The organism is Streptomyces sp. NPDC093261 (assembly GCF_044753645.1).
Taxonomy (GTDB): domain Bacteria; phylum Actinomycetota; class Actinomycetes; order Streptomycetales; family Streptomycetaceae; genus Streptomyces.
In genome coordinates this window covers 259,018-277,538 of record NZ_JBIVNO010000002.1, presented here as the reverse complement: position 1 = coordinate 277,538, position 18,521 = coordinate 259,018, and the positions used below count along the sequence as shown (strand labels likewise).

12 protein-coding genes and 1 riboswitch are annotated in these 18,521 nt (G+C 72.6%); of the genes, 7 read left to right on the top strand and 5 right to left on the bottom strand.

Going from position 1 to position 18,521, the window contains the following annotated elements:
- Positions 1-14: 14 nt before the first annotated feature.
- Together ACIP94_RS07675 and ACIP94_RS07670 are read right to left on the bottom strand one after the other, a co-directional pair.
- On the bottom strand, positions 15-2,564 hold the full coding sequence (locus ACIP94_RS07675) for a DUF5682 family protein (protein ID WP_402420979.1): 2,550 nt from the start codon (positions 2,562-2,564) through the stop codon (positions 15-17).
- Positions 2,561-3,817 (bottom strand): AAA family ATPase, encoded by a 1,257-nt coding sequence (locus tag ACIP94_RS07670; RefSeq protein WP_402420976.1) that lies wholly within the window; start codon positions 3,815-3,817, stop codon positions 2,561-2,563. The genes ACIP94_RS07675 and ACIP94_RS07670 overlap by 4 nt, the downstream gene beginning before the upstream one ends.
- Positions 3,818-3,948: 131 nt before the next feature.
- Between ACIP94_RS07670 and ACIP94_RS07665 the strand changes: the two genes are divergently transcribed.
- Both ACIP94_RS07665 and ACIP94_RS07660 read left to right on the top strand, forming a co-directional pair.
- Positions 3,949-5,301 carry an SWIM zinc finger family protein gene (locus tag ACIP94_RS07665; RefSeq protein ID WP_402420973.1) on the top strand — a complete coding sequence of 451 codons (1,353 nt, stop codon included), beginning with the start codon at positions 3,949-3,951 and terminating at the stop codon, positions 5,299-5,301.
- 41 nt (positions 5,302-5,342) lie between these two features.
- A complete protein-coding gene (locus tag ACIP94_RS07660) occupies positions 5,343-6,965 on the top strand; it encodes a DUF5691 domain-containing protein (RefSeq protein WP_402420971.1) in 1,623 nt (540 codons plus the stop codon).
- 277 nt (positions 6,966-7,242) lie between these two features.
- Here ACIP94_RS07660 and ACIP94_RS07655 read toward each other — a convergent pair whose 3' ends face one another.
- On the bottom strand, positions 7,243-7,659 hold the full coding sequence (locus tag ACIP94_RS07655) for a cobalamin B12-binding domain-containing protein (RefSeq protein ID WP_402420968.1): 417 nt from the start codon (positions 7,657-7,659) through the stop codon (positions 7,243-7,245).
- Between the two features lie 614 nt (positions 7,660-8,273).
- On the opposite strand from ACIP94_RS07655, the gene ACIP94_RS07650 reads away from it, so the two are divergent.
- Complete coding sequence (locus ACIP94_RS07650; protein ID WP_402420965.1) at positions 8,274-9,134, top strand: lipase family alpha/beta hydrolase; 861 nt, start codon at positions 8,274-8,276, stop codon at positions 9,132-9,134.
- 212 nt (positions 9,135-9,346) lie between these two features.
- The gene (locus tag ACIP94_RS07645; RefSeq protein WP_402420962.1) at positions 9,347-10,951 is read left to right on the top strand and encodes a M23 family metallopeptidase; all 1,605 of its coding nucleotides are present in this window, start codon (positions 9,347-9,349) and stop codon (positions 10,949-10,951) included.
- Between the two features lie 50 nt (positions 10,952-11,001).
- Here the strand turns inward: ACIP94_RS07645 and pcrA are convergent, their stop codons facing one another.
- Entirely contained in the window at positions 11,002-13,548 is a 2,547-nt protein-coding gene (gene pcrA, locus ACIP94_RS07640) for a DNA helicase PcrA (protein ID WP_402420960.1), read from the bottom strand.
- Positions 13,549-13,888: 340 nt separating this feature from the next.
- Positions 13,889-14,056: riboswitch (cyclic di-AMP (ydaO/yuaA leader) on the top strand.
- A gap of 8 nt (positions 14,057-14,064) precedes the next feature.
- Here pcrA and ACIP94_RS07635 point away from each other — a divergent pair.
- Together ACIP94_RS07635 and ACIP94_RS07630 are read left to right on the top strand one after the other, a co-directional pair.
- Positions 14,065-15,255, top strand: coding sequence for an NlpC/P60 family protein (locus ACIP94_RS07635; protein ID WP_402420957.1), 1,191 nt, complete (start codon positions 14,065-14,067; stop codon positions 15,253-15,255).
- A 373-nt stretch (positions 15,256-15,628) separates the two neighbouring features.
- Positions 15,629-16,597 carry a tellurite resistance/C4-dicarboxylate transporter family protein gene (locus tag ACIP94_RS07630; protein ID WP_402420954.1) on the top strand — a complete coding sequence of 323 codons (969 nt, stop codon included), beginning with the start codon at positions 15,629-15,631 and terminating at the stop codon, positions 16,595-16,597.
- Here ACIP94_RS07630 and ACIP94_RS07625 read toward each other — a convergent pair.
- Positions 16,575-16,928, bottom strand: coding sequence for a hypothetical protein (locus ACIP94_RS07625; protein WP_402420951.1), 354 nt, complete (start codon positions 16,926-16,928; stop codon positions 16,575-16,577). The genes ACIP94_RS07630 and ACIP94_RS07625 overlap by 23 nt on opposite strands.
- A gap of 446 nt (positions 16,929-17,374) precedes the next feature.
- Here ACIP94_RS07625 and ACIP94_RS07620 point away from each other — a divergent pair, with 446 nt between their 5' ends.
- Positions 17,375-18,442, top strand: a complete 1,068-nt coding sequence (locus ACIP94_RS07620) for an NlpC/P60 family protein (protein ID WP_402420948.1) — start codon at positions 17,375-17,377, stop codon at positions 18,440-18,442.
- Positions 18,443-18,521: the final 79 nt, after the last annotated feature.

Below are 18,521 nucleotides of genomic sequence, written 5' to 3'. Positions count from 1 at the left end.
GGTCATGTCCGTACTCATCGAGCCACCCCCACCAAGTCGTCCTCATCCCTGCCCCCGGGCCCCTCCAGGCCGAGCAGCAGTCGCACCACCGGGACCACCGCGTCCGCCCGCCCGGCGTCCAGGCCAGGCGCGAACCCGAACGCGTCCGCGCCGACGACCACCGTGCTCCCCGGCGCCCCCGGTCCCCGCCGGATCAACTCGCCGAGTGTGCGTCTGACTCCCGGCTCATACGCCGAGAACGTGCGCCGCAGCAGGGGCAGTACGCCGGTGAACGCGTCCGCCGGCACCCCCGTCAGCCATGCGTCCACAAGCCCGAGCAGGCGCTCGTCGTGCACCAGCAGCATCCCGCCGGCGCCGCCCCCGACGAATCCCTCGATCCAGGCGGCCGCGTCCGCCGGGGCCGTGCCCTGCGACAGCGCGAGCCCCATGAGCCGCGCGGCCTCGTCCTGCGCCAACTCCCCGCCATCCAGGAGAAGTCGCATGGCGCGCCCCCGGATGACCCCCGCGACGGTGTCCCGGCCCGACAGCGTCCGCAGCACGGAACGCCACCGCCCTCGTATCCCCCCTTCGGCCGGCGGGGCTCCCTCCGCCAGCAGTCCCACCGCCCCGTGCACCGCGTCCACATGACGGCGCATCTCCTCGGCCGCCTGCGCGTCGAGCGCGGCGCACGCCGGTGGCAGCCCGACGAACACCCGCTCCGCGAGACCCGCGGCGACCTCGGCCAGTGCCCGGGTGTCCGTGCCGCGCACGTCGCCGTAGCGCAGGGAGCGGACCAGGGCGGGCAGGGCCTCGGCGAGGTGGCCGACATCGGTGTCCAGGGCCGCCTGGTCGGCGAGCACCCGCATCACCAGGGGCAGCGCGTCCGGAAGTTCCGCGAGGAGGCACCGCTCGGCGAGCGCCGTGACCTCGGCGAGCGCCCGAGTGGCGATCGCGTCCGCCTCGGCCCTGGCGGTCGCGGCGGCGAGCACGGTCGTCCCCCACACCCCCGCCTCCGCGACCCGCACCGCCACCTCCGGGTCCCAGCACAGCCGCCAGGTCTCGCGGAACGTGCCCGTGCTGCCGCGCGAGAGCGTCGGCTCGCCCCAGCCGATGCCGAGGAGACGCAGCCGGTGCAGCAGCCGGCTGCGCCCGGCGTCGGTGTCCTTGCGCAGATCCAGCTCCAACTCCCGCTCCAGCGGCTCGGGTTTCAGCCGCAGCCGCTTCTGGAGCCGCGCGAGGTCCCGCTGCAAGGGCACGGCGGGCGCCGACGCCGGCACCTCCCCCAGGACGTCACCGACCACGAGGCGGTCGTGCACCAGCGCCAGCGGCACATCCGAGCCCTCGCACATGACCGCCCGGACCGCGTCGATCGTCTCGGAGAGCCCCGGCAGCGGACGCCCGCGCAGCGCCGCGAGCGTGCCGGCGAGCCGCACCGCCTCGATGACGTGGGCGGACGACACGATCCGGTCCTCCTCCCTGAGCAGTCCGGCCACCTTGGTCAGCCATCGCTCGACGGGACGGTCGGGCGCGGCGAACAGGTGCGCGTACCAGCCGGGCGATTCGATCCCCGCCCCGTAACCACCGGCCCGGGACAGCCTCCGGTGGGTCCAGGGCACCCAGGTCATGTCCGTCCGCACCTTGGCCAGCCCCTTCAGCAGGGCGCGGTCGGCCGAGACGGCGGTCATCCGACGCAGCGCGGGCACATGCCAGGCCCCGCACACCACGGCCACCCGGGGGCCGAACTCCTTCAGGGACGCACGCACCTGGAGCCGCATATACGCCTCCCGCACCGGGTCGCGCCGGTGTCCCCCGGTGCCGTACTCCTCCCGCAGGGCCGCCATGGCCTCCTCCAGGACCGCGAACGGCGCGAGTGGGTCCTCGCCGCCCACCCCCCGGTGCTCGACGACGTCCTCCCACCACCGCTCAGGGTCGTCATATCCGGCGGCCTCGGCGAGCACGGCCAAGGGGTCGACACGGAGAGCGTCGCCGGAGCCCGGGGCTGAGCGGCACGCCCCGCTCCCTGGCACGGACACGGCGTCCCCGGGCATCCCGTCCGCCGTCCCGCACTCGGCATCTCCGGGCATCCCCTCCCGCGCATCGAGCTCAGCATCCCCGGGCATCCTGTCCCCCGGCTCGCGCTCGGCGTCCGCAGGCGCCTCCTCCCCCGCCTCGCGCCCGGCGTCCCCGGGCTTCTCCATCGCCGGTGTCGCTTCCGCTTCCTCCTTGTCCCATGCGAGCGTGTGCGTCGCCGGAAGATCGATGAAGCGGGCCGGGACTCCGTGCTCCAGGGCCCAGCGGAGCGCCACCCACTCCGGGGAGAACTCGGCCAGTGGCCAGAACGCCGACCGCCCCGGTTCGTCCACGGCGTGGGCGAGCAGCGCCACCGGCGGGCGCATCTCCTCGTCCGCCGCCAGCGGGATCAGCGCGTCCGCCTCCGGTGGCCCCTCGATCAGCACGGCCCGCGGCCGCGCCGCCTCCAGCGCGGCCCGCACGGCACGGGCGGAACCCGGCCCGTGATGCCGCACCCCGAGCAGCAGCGGCCCCTGACCGGCCGAGTCCCCGGGCAGCCTGTCCACGCCTGTCATGCCGTCACCTCGCGGCACGCCCGGTAGAAGTCCGTCCAGCCGTCCCGCTCCCGGACCACCGTCTCCAGGTACTCCTGCCAGACGACACGGTCGGCGGCCGGATCGCGGACGACGGCGCCGAGGATGCCCGCGGCGACGTCGCCGGCGCGCAGCACGCCGTCGCCGAAATGGGCGGCCAGGGCGAGCCCGCCCGTGACGACGGAGATGGCCTCCGCGGTGGACAGGGTCCCGCTGGGCGACTTCAGCTTCGTCCGGCCGTCCGTGGTGACTCCGGCGCGCAGCTCTCGGAAGACCGTGACGACGCGACGGATCTCGTCCAAGCCGTGGGGCAGCGCCGGCAGGTCGAGGGAGCGGCCGATCTGCTCGACCCGGCGGGAGACGATGTCCACCTCCGCGTCGGCGCTCTCCGGAAGCGGCAGCACCACCGTGTTGAACCGGCGGCGCAGGGCGCTCGACAGCTCGTTGACCCCGCGATCGCGGTCGTTGGCCGTCGCGATCAGGTTGAAGCCGCGGACGGCCTGCACCTCCTGCCCCAGCTCCGGTATCGGCAGGATCTTCTCGGACAGGATCGTGATCAGCGTGTCCTGCACGTCGGCCGGGATGCGGGTCAGCTCCTCGACGCGTGCGACCCTCCCCTCGGCCATGGCCCGCATGACGGGGCTCGGCACCAGCGCGTCACGGCTGGGGCCGTGCGCGAGCAGTCGCGCGTAGTTCCAGCCGTAGCGGATCGCCTCCTCCGGTGTGCCCGCCGTGCCCTGGACGAGCAGGGTCGAGTCACCGCTGATGGCCGCCGCGAGGTGCTCGGACACCCAGGTCTTGGCCGTGCCGGGCACACCGAGCAGAAGCAGCGCGCGATCGGTGGCGAGCGTGGTGACGGCGACCTCGACGATACGGCGTGGGCCGACGTACTTCGGGGTGATCACCGTGCCGTCCGGGAGCGTGCCGCCCATCAGATAGGTGGCCACGGCCCAGGGCGACAGCCGCCAGCGGGCCGGGCGGGGCCGGTCGTCCTGCGCGGCCACAGCGGCGAGTTCGGCCGCGAAGGCGTCCTCGGCGTGCGGCCGCAGAGCCTCGGCCGCCGCGTCCCCCGCCTGCGCCGCCGGCTCGTGTGTCCGCTCCCGCACCGTCACGTCCGCGGACGTGCCCACGGGCCCGGACGCCCCCTCGCCGGGGCCCAGGCCCCTGCCCCCGTTCACGGGCGTGGACTCGCTCGGGTTCGGTTCGACGGACATCGGATCAACGGACACACGCATGGCCACATCCCCCTCAGCTCGGCCGGTTCGGATCTGCCACCAACCGTGCACCACGCCACTGACAATGCACGCTGACCTGCATAAACGCCCCTCGCCCGGCGATTGTCAGTGCCGGGACCTACCTTCGAGACATGACTGAGCAGGAGGTGCGCTGGACTGCGGAACAGGTGCTGGCACTGGCACCTGACGCCGCGTCACGCGAGGCGGGAAGCAAACTCGGCGCGGCCGGGCCGTGGTCGGGGGCGGGCAGCTCCGACGAGGGGGCGGTGTGGGGGTTGTGCGAGGGCGGCGGCAGCAGGCCGTATCAGACGGTCGTCGACCTCGCGGATACGGCCGGTCCGGCGTACCAGTGCGGTTGCCCGAGCCGCAAGTTCCCGTGCAAGCACGCGTTGGGACTGCTGCTGCTCTGGGCGGGCGAGGACGGGGTGGTGTCGCGGGGGCAGGCGCCGGACTGGGCGGAGCAGTGGATCAGGGGACGCCGACAGCACACGCGGGAGAAGCGGCCCGCCACCGGCGCGGCTCCCGCGAGGACCGCCGATCCGGAGGCGGCCCGCCGCAGGGCGGAGCGGCGGGCCGAGCGGATCACGGCGGGGGCGACGGAGCTGGAACAGCGGCTGGCGGACCTGCTGCGCGGCGGCCTCGCCACGGCCGACCGGGACGGGTACGGGACATGGGAGGAGACGGCGGCCCGTATGGTCGACGCACAGGCCCCGGGACTGGCGGCGCGCGTGCGGGAATTGGGTGTGATCCCTTCGTCGGGGCCGGGCTGGCCGGTTCGCCTGATGGAGGAGTGCGCGCTGCTGCACCTTCTCGACCAGGGCTGGCTGCACCGCGAGCGGCTGCCGGACGGGCTGGCGGCGACGGTCCGTTCCCGGGTGGGCCTCCCGGGCTCGCCCGACGGTCCGCCCATCCGTGACCGCTGGCTGATTCTGGCCCGGTACGACACCTCGGACAGCCGGCTGACGACGCGCCGCACCTGGCTGTACGGCGCGGACTCGGGCCGTACGGTGCTGCTCCTCTCCTATGGGGCGGCCGGACGCGCCCCGGAGCCGTCGCTGCCGGTGGGCCTGGTGCTGGAGGCGGAGGTGTCCGCGTATCCGGGGGCGGGGCAACTGCGGGCCGCGCTGGGCGAGCAGTTCGCGCCCCCGGCACCGGCGGGGTTCCGGCCGCCGGGCGTGACCACGCCCGAGGCGGTGGCGCGGTACGGGCAGGCGCTGTCTGACGACCCGTGGCTGGACTCCCTTCCGGTGACCCTGGGACGGGTCATACCGACGCCGGTCGAGGACTCCTGGCAGCTGGCCGACGCGGACGGCGACACGGCGCTCCCTCTCACGCGTGCGGCCGGTGCCCGCCCGGGCCTGTGGCGTCTGGTCGCCCTGTCGGGCGGAGCCCCCGTCACGGTGTTCGGCGAGTGCGGCCACCACGGGTTCACTCCGCTCACCGCCTGGCCGGAGGGTGCCGGAGAGGCGGTCCCGCTGTGCTGACGGCACCGAAGCGACTCACGACCGACAGGGAAGGGACCGATATGGCCGCGACCCCCGCCGCGCCGGGCACAGCCTCCGCCGTGCCCTGGGAGGAGCTGGTGACGGTGGCCCTGCTGGGCACCGACCGGCGTACGCCGTCCTGGGCGTCCGGCCGAAAGGCGCCGACGGCGCTGCTGGACCTGGCCGCCGTGGAGACCGTGCGCCGCAGGGCCGGTCTGCGCCCGGCGGCGGCCGGGCCCAGACCCGAGCCGGCGGCGCCGGACCCCCGACCGCCGCTGCCGCCCTCGGCGGCCCGCAGACTGGCCCTGCTGCTGTCCGATCGCCCCGGCACGGGCAGCGGCGGCCGCCGGGGGACGGCACCCGACCTCATGGAACTGCTGCCGCAGTGGCTGGCCCTTGCCAACGCCCGCGGTTTCGCACCACCCCCGCAGGCGCTGCCCGCGCTGCTGGACTCGGCCCGGGGGCGTACGGACCTGCGCCCCGCGGTGCTGGCCTTCGCCGGCCCGCGCGCCCTGTGGCTGGCCCGGCTCAACCCGGACTGGCGGTTCGCGCTGCGCTCCGCGCCCGGCGGCGGGTCCCCGCTACCACCGGAGGATCCCGAGATGGTCCAACGCCTGTGGCAGCAGGGGCTGTTCGCCGAGCGGGTCGCCCTGCTCGGCGCTCTCCGCGCCCGGCACCCGGCCGCCGCGCGTGAACTGCTGGCCGGCACCTGGGCGACCGAGCGGGCGGAGGACCGCCTGATGTTTCTCGACTCCCTCCGCGCGGGCCTGGAACCGGCGGACGAGCCGTTCCTGGAACAGGCGTTGGCCGACCGGAGCCGCAATGTGCGGACGACGGCAGCGGAGTTGCTGTCGGCGCTGCCGGAGTCGGCGCTGGCGGCGCGGATGGCGGCGCGGGCGGCGGCCTGTGTGGCGGTCGACCGTACGGTGGGGAAGCCGTCGCTCGTGGTCGAGGCACCGCATGAGTGCGATCCGGGCATGGAGCGCGACGGAGTGGTACCGAACCCCCCGGCCGGGCGGGGTGAACGGTCCTGGTGGCTCGGCCAGTTGGTGGAGGCGGCGCCGCTCGGCACCTGGACGGCACGATGGGAGCGTACGCCGACGGAGATCGTCGCGCTGCCGGTGGCGGACGACTGGCAGGACGAACTGCACGCGGCCTGGTGCCGGGCGGCGGTCCGGCAGCGGGACCCCGGCTGGTCCCGGGCGCTGCTCGGGCCACCCTCGGCACCGGAGGCCGGGGGCCCGGGCGCGGTCTCCCTGGCCGAGCGCGCGAAACTGCTGTCGACGCTGGGCGCCGCCGAACGGGCCGAGTGGGTGGCCGGGTTCATCGCCACACACGGACTGTCGGAGGCGTTCCAGTTGCTCGGGGTGTGCACGGTCCCCTGGGCCGCCCCGCTGGGCCGGGCGGTGGTGGACGCACTCAACATCGCCCGGGACGCGGGAAGTTATCCGTGGAGCTTCAGCGGGGTGATGGGTCTGGCGGAACGCTGCCTGGACCCCGCGGAGGCGGATCGCCTCGCCGCGCTGACAGCGATACCCGACGAGCCGGAGGACGCGTCGCCGGGGGCGGTCGGCTACTGGGCCGAGGCCTTCCAGCGCCTGACCACGACGCTGCGCCTCCGCGCGACGATGCGGGAGGAACTGGAGGAGCCGGGACAACCCTGAGCCGGCCCTCCCGAGGGGTCCCCGGGCCCGGAAGACCGGCAACCCGGCGCCCGGCAGCCCGCCGAGGGGTGACCAAAGCTCCGGGCCCCGGCCCCGAAGGACCCAAGCCCCGGAAGGCCCGGAAGGACCCAAGTCGGGAAGGCATGGAAGAACCCCGGCCCGGAAGGACCCAAACCTCGACGGACCCAGGCCCCGAAGGACCCAAGCCTCGACGAAGGCCCGGAAGGGCCCAGGTCTCGACGAATCCAGGCCCCGAAGGACCCAGGCCTCGGAAGACTCAGGCCCCGGCCGGCTGACGCACGTTCGCCCGGACCCAGTCCACGATCGCCGCCGTCGTCGCACCGGGCGTGAAGATCTCCGCGACGCCCTTCTCCTTGAGCAGCGGGATGTCCGCCTCCGGAATGATCCCGCCGCCGAAGACCAGGATGTCCTCGGCCTCGCGCTGCTTCAGCAGTTCGATCACCGCGGCGAACAGCGTGTTGTGCGCTCCGGACAGGATCGACAGTCCGATCGCGTCGGCGTCCTCCTGGATCGCCGTGTCCACGATCTGCTCGGGCGTCTGGTGGAGGCCGGTGTAGATGACCTCCATACCCGCGTCACGCAGCGCCCGTGCGATCACCTTGGCCCCGCGATCGTGGCCGTCGAGCCCCGGCTTGGCCACCACCACGCGGATCGGACCGGCTGCCACACCCATCACTGCCTCCATGAAGCGACTACTCCACCCTGTACCCGATGTACCGCCCCGCCGCCACACCACCGCACCGGCTGACACACGGGCCACGAGCCCCGCAGCACAGGCGTCCCGCGCCGCACCGACCCGGGAAGTGAACGAACGTTATCGCCAGCATCCCGCAACCGGCAGTTTCGCGGTGGTGACCGAGGGGGAAATCACACAATGGGACACGTTAGCCGCGCAGGGTCCCCCCTCCCCGCGGCACACGCGCCGCAGCATCAGCGGTTCGCGCGCCGTGGTCTGAGGGGATCGTGCGCACGGAGAGCCGCTACAGGCGGACACGCCACCGCCGGCCGGGCGCCGGGTGGCCGGCCCGCCGGCAAAGGATTGCAAGGGCACGACGACAGCGGGAGCCGCACCCGTACGAGGAGGACGGGACCGCATCACGCGGACGGCGGGAACGCCATTCGTCATGACGACGAGAAGGCCGCCCGCCGCGCCACCGGCTCATGTGCCGCATCCGCGGTACGACCGTAGCCACGGCACCTGCCCCGACAGGCCACCGCCAGACGGCTTTCCATCAAGGGCACACGGGGGACGCAGGCGTCCTCACGTGCGCCGACGGGAGGTCGGCCATGATGGTCACGCGGGCAGTGCAGCCCTTGCTACCGCTGTGCCAGCGTATGTTTCCGAGCCGGCTGGCCGGTCTCTCCGTGGCTCTGCTGAAGGCCACCGCCCTGGAGCTGGCGATTCTCGCCGGACATCTGCTCCTCTACCCCTCGGGGATCATCCAGGAGCGCCATTCCCACGCGCTCCCCCTCCCCCCGGACGCCGCGACACTGCCGACCGAGGCCAAACCCCCGGTCATCCTCCTCCACGGGTTCATCGACAACCGCTCGGTCTTCGTCCTGCTGCGCCGCAACCTCGCCCAGCACGGCCGGCAGCACATCGAGTCACTCAATTACTCGCCGCTGACCTGGGACGTCCGCACCGCGGCGAAACTGCTCGGCCGGCATATCGAAGAACTGTGCGAGCGCACCGGACGGCCGCAGGTGGACGTCGTCGGCCACAGCCTGGGCGGACTGATCGCGCGGTACTACGTCCAGCGCCTCGGCGGCGACCTGCACGTCCGTACGCTCGTAACACTGGGCACGCCCCACTCCGGCACCCGTGTCGCACCTCTCGCGAACGCGCACCCCATCGTCCGCCAGATGCGCCCGGGCTCCGAGCTGATCCAGGAGCTGCACGAGCCGGCACCCGGTTGCCGTACGCACTTCGTGAGTTTCTGGAGCGATCTGGACCCGCTGATGGATCCGCTGGAGACGGCCTGTGTCGATCACCCGGATCTGCTGGCGCACAACGTCCGGGTGAGCGGGATCGGCCATCTGGCCCTGCCGGTCCACCCCGCGGTCGCGACCGGGATACGGCAGGCGCTGGATCTCGCCCACCCGGCGGCAGCGGCGGACGCGCGCACCGGGGGCCTGACGGTGGCGTGACAGCCGCCCCCCGACACCTCCCCGTCATCCTCCAACCCTCGAACGTTCATCGAACGCAAAGCCAAGCCCTTGCCCGGGGACCGCCTAAACACGGGCGATTGCCCGTTTCCTGCCCGAGGGAAACCTGCGGAAGATTGTCGCGCCCGCGTACCGCCGGGTACAGTCGCCGCACTGCTCTGCCAGCCCCTGCTGTCGAGGCGAAAGAGAAGTTGGTGAACGACCGTCACCCGTCGGGAACCGGGACTCCCCCGGCTCCGGCCCCCGATGCCGCCTCCGCGCACTACGCGTCGTACGGCGGACAGGGCGGCCAGTACGGTGACTTCACGTCGTACACCGATCTTGCCGCGACCGCCTTCGGCGCCGGCGGCCACACGGCCACCGCCTTCTCGGCCGACCCCCTCTTCGGTGACCTCCCGGGCCATGGCGCGACCGGCTCGTACGACACCTCCGGGTGGTCGGCCGCCGGTCATCCGGGGCATGGCGCGGACAGCCATCCGCTCGCCACCGGCACACACCAGACGCTCCACTACGACCCGTACGCCGCCCAGCATCACGCCGCGTTCGACACCGGCAGCCATGACACGAGCGCCTGGGCCGTGGGCTACCAGCGACTCGCCGGCATCCCCGCGCAGGGCGGGGCCCCCGAGGCCACCGGCCAGTGGGACGCGGGGGCCTGGCGCGAGGCCGGCCAGTCCGCCGACGGGACCCAGCAGTGGGACTGGGGCACGCAGGGGTTCGACACGGGGGCGTACGACGCCACCCAGTGGAACTCGGGCGGCGCGGCCGAGCACGAGACGCAACACGACCGGCAGGCGGCGGCGCGCTTCGAGCGGGCCGAGTCCTTCGACCAGCCGGCGGCACAGGCCTTCGAGCACCCGGAGACGCAGGTCTTCGACACCGACACCGCGGACGGCTTCGACCAGCGGGCCACCGCCGCCTTCGACCAGCTCCCGTACGAGCAGCACCCCACGGACGACGAGTCGGAGCCCGCGCGTGAGCCGTCCGGCGACCCGCACCTGCTCGACGACCAGGAAGAGATCACTCCCGCACCGGCCTCGCGTGCGGCGTCCCGCTCGGCCGGCCGGTCCCGGCGCCGTACTCCCCCGAAGCGCTCCGCGCTGCTGACCGTCGCCGTGCCGTCGGTGTGCGTGATGGGGGTCGCCGGGATCGCCGCCGCCACCGTGGGCGTGGGCGGGAGCGACGGCAAGGAGACCACGGCGAGCGCGTCCGGCGCGACGCCGGTGAAACCGTCCGCCGCGAACACCAAGCTGGACTCCCAGCTGGAGAGCCTCTCCGCGGGCGCGAACGACTTCGCGGACCGGGCGAGCCGTACGCAGGAACGTATCGACCTCAAGGCCCAGCAGGCGGCCGAGCAGAAGAAGGCAGCGGCGGAGGCGGCCCTCAAGGAACGGCTCCGCCCGAAGTTCGTGCTGCCGGTCACGCAGAAGGGGCTCAGCGCCTACTTCGGCCAGGCCGGAGTCAACTGGATGTCGGTGCACACCGGCATCGACTTCCCCGTCTCGTACGGCACGACGGTCATGGCCGCGACCGACGGCACCGTCACCACGAAGTGGAACAGCGCCTACGGCAACATGATGATCGTGACTGCGAAGGACGGCACGGAGACGTGGTACTGCCACCTCTCCAGCTACCGGGTCGCGTCCGGGACGACCGTGAAGGCCGGCCAGCCGATCGCGTACTCCGGCAACTCGGGCAACTCCACCGGCCCTCATCTGCACTTCGAGGTGCGGCCGAACGGCGGCGCCGCGGTAGACCCGCTGCCCTGGCTGCGCAGCCACGGGCTGGACCCCACCTGATCAACGCATGGGCAGGCCCCCGCCGTTCGGCGGGGGCCTGCCCATGTCGTCTACAGCTTCTCCACCGGCGCATACCGCAGCAGCAGCCGCTTCGGCTTGGTGTCGCCGAAGTCGATGGTCGCCTCCGCGTTGATGCCCGTGCCCTTCACCCCGACCACCGTGCCCAGACCGAACTGGTCGTGCGTGACACGGTCGCCGACCGCCAGGGAGACCACCGGCCTCTCCGTCGCACCGCCCCGGCGGGTGGCGAAACCGGCCGCGCCCGCGGCAGAGGACCGCGACCGGGCCGACGACAGCGAGGAGGACAGGGAGGCCGCCACGCCCGAGACGGGACCCGAGGGCGCGGGTGCGGAGGAGGCACCCGTACGCTTCCACTCCACGTGCTGGTCCGGGATCTCCTCCAGGAAGCGCGAGGGCGGGTTGTACGAGGGCTGGCCCCAGGCGCTGCGCATGGCGGACCGGGTGAGGTAAAGCCGCTCCCGCGCGCGGGTGATGCCCACATACGCCAGGCGGCGCTCCTCCTCGAGTTCCCTGGTCTGGCCGAGCGCGCGCATATGCGGGAAGACGCCGTCCTCCATGCCGGTCAGGAAGACCACCGGGAACTCCAGGCCCTTCGCGGTGTGGAGCGTCATCAGCGTGATGACGCCGCCGCCCTCCTCCTCGTCGGGGATCTGGTCGGAGTCGGCGACCAGGGCGACCTGCTCCAGGAAGTCGGCCAGCGTGCCTCCCGGGGCGACGGCCCCTGATGCCGCGCTCTCGCCGCGCTCCTGCTCGAACTCCAGTGCCACGGCGGCGAGTTCCTGGAGGTTCTCGATGCGGGTCTCGTCCTGGGGGTCGGTCGAGGCCTGGAGTTCGGCGAGATAACCCGTGCGTTCCAAAACGGCTTCCAGGACCGTGGCCGGGCCGGCGCCCGACTCCACGATGGTCCGCAGGTCCTCCATCAGCGCGTTGAACCGCTTGACCGCGTTCGTCGAGCGGGCCGCCATGCCGTACGCCTCGTCCACGCGGCGCAGCGCCTGCGGGAAGCTGATCTTCTCCCGCTGGGACAGGGCGTCGATCATCGCCTCGGCACGCTCGCCGATGCCCCGCTTCGGCACGTTCAGGATGCGCCGCAGCGGGACGGAGTCCTCCGGGTTGGCCAGTACGCGCAGATAGGCCAGGACGTCCCGGACCTCCTTGCGCTCGTAGAAGCGGACACCGCCGACGACCTTGTAGGGCAGGCCGACGCGGATGAAGACCTCTTCGAAGACACGGGACTGGGCGTTGGTGCGGTAGAAGACGGCGACGTCGCCCGCCTTGGCCTCGCCCCGGTCGGTGAGGCGGTCTATCTCGTCGGCGACGAACTGCGCCTCGTCGTGCTCCGTGTCGGCGACGTAGCCGGTGATCCGCGCGCCCGCGCCCGCGTTGGTCCACAGGTTCTTGGGGCGTCGCGACTCGTTGCGCTCGATGACGGCGTTGGCGGCGCTCAGGATCGTCTGCGTGGAGCGGTAGTTCTGCTCCAGGAGGATCGTGGTGGCGTCCGGGTAGTCCTCCTCGAACTGGAGGATGTTGCGGATGGTGGCGCCGCGGAATGCGTAGATCGACTGGTCGGCGTCACCCACGACGCACAGTTCGGCGGGCTGGAGGTCGTCCTCGCCTGTCGGTACGCCCGCGGGGTGCTCGGAGGTGCCGACCAGCTCGCGGACCAGGGCGTACTGGGCGTGGTTCGTGTCCTGGTACTCGTCGACGAGGACGTGGCGGAAGCGGCGGCGGTAGTGCTCGGCGACATCCGGGAAGGCGCGCAGCAGATTGACCGTCGTCATGATCAGGTCGTCGAAGTCGAGTGCGTTCGCCTCGCGGAGCCTCGACTGGTAGAGCGCGTACGCCTGGGCGAGGGTCTTCTCGAACCCTCCCCCGGACTCCGTCTGGGAGGTGCCCCCGGCGACCTGGGCGGCGAAGTCCTCCTCGTCGATCAGCTCGTTCTTCAGGTTGGAGATCTTGGCGCTGAACGACTTGGGCGGGAAGCGCTTGGGGTCGAGGTCCAGATCGCGGCAGACGAGCGCCATCAGACGCTTGCTGTCGGCGGCGTCGTAGATCGAGAAGGAGGACGTGAAGCCGAGCTTCTTGCTCTCCCGGCGCAGGATGCGGACGCACGCGCTGTGGAAGGTCATCACCCACATCGCGTTCGCGCGCGGGCCGACGAGCTGCTCGACCCGCTCCTTCATCTCGCCCGCGGCCTTGTTGGTGAAGGTGATCGCGAGGATCTGCCCGGGATGCACGCCCCGCTCGGCCAGCAGATAGGCGATGCGGTGGGTGAGCACCCGGGTCTTGCCGGAACCGGCGCCGGCGACGATGAGCAGGGGGGAGCCGGCGTGGACGACCGCGGCGCGCTGGTTGTCGTTCAGCCCCTCGAGCAGCGCCCGGGGGTCGAGGGCCGGGCGGGGGGCGCCGTCGCGGTAGTAGGCGTCCCGGTCCGGCGGCAGGTCGAAGCGCCCGCCGAACAGATCGTCCGGAACCGGCTCCGGAGCATGATCGTCCTCGGGCGGCGGGGGCTCTTCCTCAGGGGCCGGGGTGGCCTGGAGGTCCGCCAGGAAGCTGTCGTCAAAGAGGCTGCTCATCGCTCTCCGAGTCTAGGGCGCCCCACCGACAACCGGTCACCGTCCCGAAAACTCGACACCACCGGGCCGGGCTCGCGCCTCGCACGTCGCGGTCCCCGCGCCGCCCCTTCACCGTCTGGGCCCACTGTTCACGGTCCGCGCCCACCTCTCCCGCGGTCCGCGCGCCGCTCCTTCACCGTCCGGACCCGCCCGTTCACGGTCCGCGCCCGCCGCGGGGCTCCGGAGCCGAGATCACGGAAATGTATCGGGCATATCTCGCATCAACCTTCACAGAGGCCACAGGAGTTGGCTACCGTGCCGGGCGGGCCGCACGACCCCCACCGGCGAAGGTCGCCGGGCCGAGCGGCCTCCGCCGAGTCCGGTGCGCCCCGTGGCGTTCCGGAGCCGGGGACCCACCCGACCTGGGGTGAATCGGCCGAGCGTCCTGGGGACACGGCCGTAGGGCACACCTTCCGAACCACCCGCCCGAACCCGACAGCTAACCCGGTAGGCGGAGTACGGAAGGAGACGCCTTCCATGGCGCCGCACCGCAAGTCCCGCCCCCCGGGCCCACGCGTCGGGGGCATACGCACTCCCGCCCTCGCGACGGCGGCTCTGACCTCCGTGGCGCTGCTCTCGCAGACCGCCCACGCCGCGCCCGCCGCCGACGGCAGGCCCAGCATCGAAGAGGTCGCGAAGAAGGTGGACGACCTCTACCGCCAGGCGGAGTCGGCCACCGAGCAGTACAACGCGGCCAAGGAGAGATCGACCGAAGAGCGCAAGAACGCCGACACGCTCCTCGACGACGTCGCCCGGCGCACGCAGAAGCTCAACGATGCGCGCCAGGAGCTGGGTTCGTTCGCCGCCGCGCAGTACCGGACCGGGGCCGCGGCCCCCGATACGGCCACCTTCCTGCTGGCCGACAACCCGCAGGACTACTTCGACCAGACGCAGTTGATGAGCCGGCTCACCGGCCGTCAGAAGGAAGCGGTCGACCAGTACGTCACCGACCAGGCCGCGACGATGAAGAAGCGGCGGGAGGCCGCCGACAGTCTCCGGACGCTCACCGAGTCGCAGACGGCGCTCTGCACGGCCAAGACGGACGTCCAGAGGAAGCTCTCCGCCGCGCGGCAGCTGCTGTCCGAGCTGAACGCACAGGAAAAGGCGCGGCTGGCCGCGCTCGAGAAGAAGAGGCAGGAGGAGGCCCAGCGCCAGGCGGAGGCGCTGGCCAGGCAGCAGGAGGCCCAGCACCGGGCGGCCCGGCAGCAGACAGGGCAGCAACAGCCGTCGTCGAGCCCCACGACCGGCTCCTCGGGGTCATCGACGACCGTCCCCTCCTCGGGGCCCACCACGGCGGACTCCTCGTACACGACGAAGGCCGAGAAGGCCCTCGCCTTCGCCCGCGCGCAGATCGGCAAGCCGTATGTGTGGGGCGCGACGGGGCCCGGGTCGTACGACTGCTCGGGCCTGACGGGAGCCGCGTGGAAGGCCGCCGGGGTCACGCTTCCGCGCACCACGTACGGCCAGGTGAACGCCGGCACGACGGTGCCGCTCTCCGACGCCCGGCCGGGTGACCTGATCTTCTTCTACGACGACATCAGTCACGTCGGCCTCTACATCGGCAACGGCATGATGATCCACGCCCCCAAGCCGGGCGCCTACGTCCGCGAGGAGTCGGTCTACTACGGCGGCGCGTCGATCATCCACAGCGTGGTGCGGCCGGCCTGAGTCCGACGGCGCCGGTGGGGCGAGCCTCGTACCGCGCGCGCGGGTGTCTTCGGGCCCACGCGCGCGTGGGGTTCTCTTCGAGGCTTCACGCGCGGGGGGCGTCTTCGAACTTCACGCGCGCGTGGACTCGGTTTGGGGCTTCAGTACCACGCGCGTGGACTCGGTTTCGGGCTTCCCGCGCGCATCGTGTCGGTTTAGGGATTTACGCGCACATCGTGTCGGTTTGGGGCTTCCCGCGCGCACCGTGTCGGTTTGGGGCTTCCCGCGCGCATCGTGTCGGTTTGGGGGCTTCACGCGCGCGTGGGGTTGTTTTCGCGCTGCACGCGCGCGTGCCCCGTACGCAAGCCGTGTGAGCGTCCCTAGCATCGGGCGCATGTCTGGCTCCTCCGCTCTCCGCACCTGGTGGGCGCAGCGTCCGCCCGCCACCGGGGCCGCCGTGATGGCGACCGGCATCCTGTCGGTCGGGCTGCACCAGGACGGGTACGAGCTGCTCTCCCGTATCGCCCTGGCCCTGACGTGGGCCGCCTGGCTGGGACTGGCCGCCGCCATCGCACTGCGGCTGCTCTGGGGGCACCTGGGGTGGCCGGTCGGCTCCCCGGCCGCGCTCGCGGTGGTCCCGGCCACCACCGTGCTGGGCACCCGGATCTCGCTCCTGGGCCGGCAGCAGCTCGCCGAGGCGCTCTTCGCGCTGGCCCTCGTCCTGTGGGCGACCCTGGTCCTTCCAGTGGTACGGGAATGGGAGCGCGGGATGTCCGGGGCGGTGTTCCTCGGCTGCGTGGCGACGGAGGCGATCGCGGTGCTCGGGGCGGTGCTGGCCGCGGCCTTGCGGGTGGCCTGGCTCGCCCATCTGGCACTGGTGTTCTTCTGGTTCGGCCTGGTGTTCTATCTGATCGGACTGAGGTGCTTCGACCGGCGGCAGGTGTCCGTCGGCGCGGGCGACCAGTGGATGGCGAGCGGCGCGCTCGCCATCTCCACGGTGGCGGGATCGTGGCTGATCAACGCCGCCCACTCCGGCCTCTACCTCTGGAACGTCGACGACACCGACGTCCTGCGGAGCGTCACCATCGCCCTCCTCGCCGTCGCCTTCGGCTGGTACTGCGTGCTGGCGGCGGCCGAACTGCGCCGGCCGCGCACCGGCTACGACGTACGGCGGTGGTCGACCGTCTTCCCGATGGGAATGATGGCGGTGGCGGCGCTGTCCGTCGCCGGCGCCCTCAAGGCGTCGTGGCTGCGCGGCCCCGGCCAGGTGCTGCTGTGGATGGCGGTGGCCGTCTGGTGCGCGGTCCTCGTGGGAGCCGTCGGATCCATGGCGGGCAGCGTCAGGTCCACAGCACGGCGATGAAGATGTTCACCGTGGTCAGCGCCCCGACGAGGGCGAAGAGGGGCTTCTCGACGTGCTCCTCGTCGCGCTTCACATAGACCAGGCCGAGGATCACGATCAGCAGCGCCAGCTTGATGCCGATCTTGATGGTGTTGATGTGGTGGTGTTCCGCCTGGTTGAGGCCGACCAGCGCCACACCTGTGACCAGCATGGTCAGCGCGCCGTGCAGCATTCCGGGCACAAAGCGGGCCGTGCCCCGGCCCATCGCCTTCATCTGGGTGAGGAAGCCGCCGAGGAGCGCGGCGATACCGACGATGTGCAGACCGACGAAGAGATGGATGAGTACGTCCATGAAGCCGGAGCCTAATGAGGGGCGCGGAGGGCTTTGACACCGGGCTGCGAGGTGGGCGGCGACCACCGCGCGCACAGCGACGCCATGCGACCCCGCATATATGCGGCCTATAGCACTCCGTGAGCCTCCTGTGGTCCGTAACAACCGCAATGGTCATCGCGCAGCGTGAAGACGGCGGCCTCGGAACGGGATTGCGGCCACATACGGTCACCGTCAGTCCGGTCGGGCCACTTCCGTACATTGCGTCACAGCACGGTCACAGTCCGGTTTAGCGTCCTCCACCAGGTGACCGGCTCCCCATCGCCGCCCACGCCAGGGGCGGCCGCCGGAGACCACCGCCGAGAAGGTCCGGCGGCGGCCTGCTTCCCCTGTGCGGGCCGCCGCCGGACGCATGCATGACCCGTCCGGCGCCCCGGCGGTCGTAGGAGAAAGGACGTGACGGTCAGGTGGCAGCGCACCGCAGGCCCAGGCAGCGTTCGCTCGGCGGGACCACGGTCCGGACCGCCGTCACGATCGCCCTCACGGGAGCGGCGTCCGCGACCGGTCTGGGCGGGACCGGGCACGCCGAGCCACCGCTCTCCCCGGCCCAGGCCAAGGCCGAGGTGGACAGGCTGTACCGGGAGGCGGAGGTCGCAACCGAGAAGTACGACGGGGCGAAGGAGCAGGCGGACAGGGCCACGCAACGGCTGGGTGCGCTGCGGGACGAGGCCGCTCGCCGCACGGACCGGCTGAACTCGGCCCGCGAGGCGCTGGGTTCCGCTGCCGCGGCCCAGTACCGCGGAGGCGGGATCGACCCCTCGGTGCGGCTGCTGCTCTCCTCGGATCCCGGACGGTATCTCGATGACGCCGCGTTCGCCGAGCGGATCGACGGCAGGCAGGCGGCGGCCGTGGCACGCGTGCGCGCGCAGGTGCGGGACATCGAGCGGCTGCGCGGAGCCGCGCGCGTCGAACTGGCCTCGCTGACCGCGCGGCAGGAGGAGCTTCGGCGGCAGAAGCGGACGATCACCGAGAAACTCGGCGAGGCGCGGCGGCTGCTGTCCCGGCTGACGGAGAGCCAACGCGCGCAGCTCGCCGCGGAAGCGAACGCGGGGCCTGCGTCCCGGTCGGCGGGGCGCGGTCTCCTCGGGGCGGTACCGGCGTCGCAGGCCACCGCGGAGGCACCCGACGCACGGGCGGCGGCCGCGGTGTCGTACGCCTACGGCAAGCTCGGCAGCCCCTATGTCTGGGGTGCCACCGGGCCCGACGCCTTCGACTGCTCGGGGCTGGTACAGGCCGCGTACCACTCGGCGGGCATCTCACTGCCCCGGACGACCTACGCCCAGATCGGCGCGGGCCGCCGCATTCCGCGCTCCGCACTCATGCCCGGCGACCTCGTGTTCTTCTACTCCGGGGTCAGCCATGTGGGGATCTACGTGGGACACGGCCAGATGATCCACGCGCCGAACCCTTCGGCGCCGGTGCGGCTGGCACCGATCGACGAGATGCCGTTCGCGGGGGCGACACGGGTGGTGTGAGCCCACGGCACCCGCGAACGGCCCGTGGTCCGCCGACCGCGACCGGCTCCGCGGCTCCACCGACCGCGACCGGCTCCGC

Coding starts and splice junctions, on each gene's coding strand:
- ACIP94_RS07675 (WP_402420979.1), bottom strand. CDS start 2,564: ATGACAGGCGTGGACAGGCTGCCCGGGGACTCGGCCGGTCAGGGGCCG.
- ACIP94_RS07670 (WP_402420976.1), bottom strand. CDS start 3,817: ATGCGTGTGTCCGTTGATCCGATGTCCGTCGAACCGAACCCGAGCGAG.
- ACIP94_RS07665 (WP_402420973.1), top strand. CDS start 3,949: ATGACTGAGCAGGAGGTGCGCTGGACTGCGGAACAGGTGCTGGCACTG.
- ACIP94_RS07660 (WP_402420971.1), top strand. CDS start 5,343: ATGGCCGCGACCCCCGCCGCGCCGGGCACAGCCTCCGCCGTGCCCTGG.
- ACIP94_RS07655 (WP_402420968.1), bottom strand. CDS start 7,659: ATGGGTGTGGCAGCCGGTCCGATCCGCGTGGTGGTGGCCAAGCCGGGG.
- ACIP94_RS07650 (WP_402420965.1), top strand. CDS start 8,274: ATGATGGTCACGCGGGCAGTGCAGCCCTTGCTACCGCTGTGCCAGCGT.
- pcrA (WP_402420960.1), bottom strand. CDS start 13,548: ATGAGCAGCCTCTTTGACGACAGCTTCCTGGCGGACCTCCAGGCCACC.
- ACIP94_RS07635 (WP_402420957.1), top strand. CDS start 14,065: ATGGCGCCGCACCGCAAGTCCCGCCCCCCGGGCCCACGCGTCGGGGGC.
- ACIP94_RS07630 (WP_402420954.1), top strand. CDS start 15,629: ATGTCTGGCTCCTCCGCTCTCCGCACCTGGTGGGCGCAGCGTCCGCCC.
- ACIP94_RS07625 (WP_402420951.1), bottom strand. CDS start 16,928: ATGGACGTACTCATCCATCTCTTCGTCGGTCTGCACATCGTCGGTATC.